Annotated in this window: 4 protein-coding genes; 1 reads left to right on the top strand and 3 read right to left on the bottom strand. The window is 75.4% G+C overall.

All coding sequences use genetic code 11. The features are described 5' to 3' along the window. The first annotated feature begins 78 nt into the window (after positions 1 to 78). The gene (locus tag FLM69_RS11165; protein ID WP_141844283.1) at positions 79 to 834 is read left to right on the top strand and encodes an HAD family hydrolase; all 756 of its coding nucleotides are present in this window, start codon (positions 79 to 81) and stop codon (positions 832 to 834) included. Positions 835 to 863: 29 nt separating this feature from the next. On the opposite strand, the gene FLM69_RS11160 is transcribed toward FLM69_RS11165, so the two are convergent. The 3 genes from FLM69_RS11160 to FLM69_RS11150 all read right to left on the bottom strand — a co-directional run. Continuing rightward, complete coding sequence (locus FLM69_RS11160) at positions 864 to 2,054, bottom strand: DNA polymerase III subunit delta' (protein WP_036384674.1); 1,191 nt, start codon at positions 2,052 to 2,054, stop codon at positions 864 to 866. Beyond that, positions 2,051 to 2,710, bottom strand: a complete 660-nt coding sequence (gene tmk, locus FLM69_RS11155) for a dTMP kinase (protein WP_036316043.1) — start codon at positions 2,708 to 2,710, stop codon at positions 2,051 to 2,053. Before tmk ends, FLM69_RS11160 begins: the two co-directional genes overlap by 4 nt. A 55-nt stretch (positions 2,711 to 2,765) precedes the next feature. Further along, positions 2,766 to 2,897, bottom strand: a 132-nt coding sequence (locus FLM69_RS11150; protein ID WP_141844281.1) for an integrase core domain-containing protein, incomplete at its 5' end; no start/stop codon positions are given.

Here is a 2,897-nt window from a genome sequence, read left to right as displayed (position 1 = left end):
TAGCCGCACTACATGATAGTGTATTCTCTGTTATGTGTTGTTTTTTATAGTAGGATGCACCCACCGAACTACTCTCTTATGCGTTCGTCGCCAGCGTCAGATGTGTATAAGAGCCGGCCTCGCACCCCGGCACCCCCCGCCGCGGCCTCGTCAGCCGCGCCCCTCCGCCTGGCCGTGGTGGACATGTCCGGCACGTCCATCGTGGAGCACGGGCTCCAGGACACGGCGTTCGCCCGCACGTTGGACCAGCACGGCGTCCCGGCGGGCACGCCGGAGCACGACGACGCCGCTCGGCGGTTCCGCGCGCTCCGGCCCACCTCGCGCACGGCCGTGTTCCCCCGCGTGTTCGCCGACCGGGCGGTGGCCGCGGCGGCGACCCGCACGTTCGAGGCGGCCTTCGACGCGCTGCTGGCCGAGCACGGCGTCCAGGCCGTCCCGGGCGCGGAGGAGGCGCTCGTCCGCCTGCGCGCCCTCGGCCTCCACGTGTGCCTCTGCACCGGCTACGCCCGCCACACCCAGAACATGATCCTCGAGTCGCTGGGGTGGATGGGCCTGGCGGATCTGAGCCTCTCCCCGGACGACGCCGGCCGCGGCGTCCCCTACCCGGACATGATCCTCACCGCCCTGCTCGGTCTCGACCTCGACGACGTCCGCAGCGTCCTGGTGGTCGGGGACACCGCGGAGGACATGACGGCCGGGCGCCGCGCGGGGGCCGGACTCGTGGTCGGCGTGCGCACGGGTCGCGACGCGGACGACGTCCTGCTGGCGGCGGGCGCGGACCGGGTGGTGCCGGGCCTGGCCGACGTGCCGGACCTGGTGGTCCGCACCCGCTGAGCCGGCGCCGGTCCACCCGGCGCGGCCGCTCAGCGACGTCGCGGGGTGCGCACCCGGCGGGGCAGCAGGGCCAGCATCATGGCTTCGAGGGCCAGCTGCTCCGGCACGTTGGCGGCGATGCGCTCGCGGGCCGTGGTGACGGCGTCGATCCGGGCGAGCACCTCGGCCGAGTCGCCGGCGGTGCCGCGGGCGTACGCCTCGATCTCGTCCCGACGGTGCTCGTTGATGAGCTCGCCGTCGGCCCCCAGCTGCACGCGCAGCACGTCCCGGAACAGGCCCATGACGTCGATCATGGCCCGGTCCAGCGAGTCTCGGACGGCGCGGCGCCGCCGGCGGGTCTGGTCCTCCTCGAGCCGTTTGACGTGGTGGCGGAGCTTGGGCGGGACGGGCTCGCCGGGCTCGAGGCCCAGGGAGCGGCGCAGTGCCTCGAGCTCCTCGGCGTCCCGGGCTTCGGCGGCGGACTCGGCCTCGGCCTTGGACACCTCGGCCAACGTGGCGGCCAGGGCCATCGCGTCGGAGACGGCGGTGGCCTGGAGCGGCAGGGAGAGGATGCGCTCGCGGCGTTCGAGGGCCTCCGGGTCCCGCGCGAGGCGGCGGGCCATGCCCACGTGCGACTGGGAGATCCGGGCGGTGGTGAGCGCCGTCTCGCGGTCCAGCCCGTCGCGGCGGTGCAGCAGCTCCGCCACCTGCTCCACGGCGGGGATGCTCAGCGTGATCAGCCGGCAGCGGGAGCGGACGGTGGGGAGCACGTCCGCGGGGGACGGGGTGCACAGCATCCAGATCGTGCGGGCCGGCGGCTCCTCGATGGCCTTGAGGAGCACGTTCGTGGCGCGCTCCGTCATGCGGTCCGCGTCCTCCATGAGGAAGATCCGCCAGCGCCCGGTGGCGGGGGTGGACTGGCCGGCCTCCACGAGGGCGCGGACGTCCTCGATCCGATAGCTCACCGCCTCGGTGGCCAGCACGGTCACGTCCGGGTGGGTGCCGCCGAGGACGGTGCGGCACGCGTGGCACTCGCCGCAGCCGCGCGCCGCCGGGTCCGCGACCTCGCACTGCAGGGCCGCGGCGAACGCACGCGCCGCCGTCGACCGGCCGGAGCCGGGCGGGCCCGTGAACATCCAGGCGTGGGTGGGACGGTCCTCGGCCGCGGCGCGGCGCAGCTGGGCCACCGCGGCCTCCTGGCCCGCGAGGTCCGCGAACACGGCGGGGGCGGGGGCCGTCATCGGTCGGCCGCCTGGGCGGTGACGCGGGCCAGCGCGCGGGCGGTGAGCTCCTGCGGCGGCAGCGCGCCGTCGAGCACGAGGTACCGCTCGGGCGCGGCCGCCGCGCGCGCGAGGAAGGCGGCGCGCAGGGCCTCGTGCCGGTCCGCCGTCTCCCGCTCCATGCGGTCGGGGGTGCCCTCGCCCTCCGCCGCGCGCCGGTCACGCCGGTCCGCGGCGGTGGCCGCGTCCACGTCGATCAGCACCGTCAGATCGGGGACGAGGCCGTCCGTGGCCCACTCGTTCAGGGCGGCGATCCGCGCCTCGCCCAGCCCGCGCGCCGCGCCCTGGTAGGCCACGGACGAGTCCACATACCGGTCCGTGACGACGACGGCGCCCCGGGCCAGCGCGGGGCGCAGCGTGCGGACGGCGTGGGCGGACCGGGCCGCGGCGAACAGCAGCGCCTCGGTGCGGGGGTCCACGGGGGCGTGCCCGGGGTCCAGCAGCAGCTCCCGCAGCGTCTCGCCCAGGTCCGAGCCGCCGGGCTCGCGCGTGAGCACCACCTCGTGGCCCGCGGCGCGCAGGGCCTCGGTCAGGGCGCGGGCCTGGGTGGACTTGCCGGATCCGTCCGGTCCCTCGACGGCGACGAACAGGCCGCGATGCTCGGTCTGGGTGCTCACGCCTCGAGCCTAGACGCCGCCCCGGACGGGGAGGGAACCCGGCCGGGCCGACCGCCTAGATGTAAGAGGTCATGACGTTGTTGACTCGGGCCGGGGCCAACGAGGCCGGAGGAGCGTCTCCGCAGGAGGTATGAGGCCGATGGTAGTTGTAGTGGTTCACCCACACCGCCAGGGCCTCACGCCGAGC

Source organism: Micrococcus sp. R8502A1, assembly GCF_006704135.1.
Classification (GTDB): domain Bacteria; phylum Actinomycetota; class Actinomycetes; order Actinomycetales; family Micrococcaceae; genus Micrococcus; species Micrococcus luteus.
The sequence above is the reverse complement of the archived record's forward strand: the minus strand, read 5'-3'. Positions and strand labels throughout refer to the sequence as shown.

Coding starts and splice junctions, on each gene's coding strand:
- FLM69_RS11165 (WP_141844283.1), top strand. CDS start 79: ATGCGTTCGTCGCCAGCGTCAGATGTGTATAAGAGCCGGCCTCGCACC.
- FLM69_RS11160 (WP_036384674.1), bottom strand. CDS start 2,054: ATGACGGCCCCCGCCCCCGCCGTGTTCGCGGACCTCGCGGGCCAGGAG.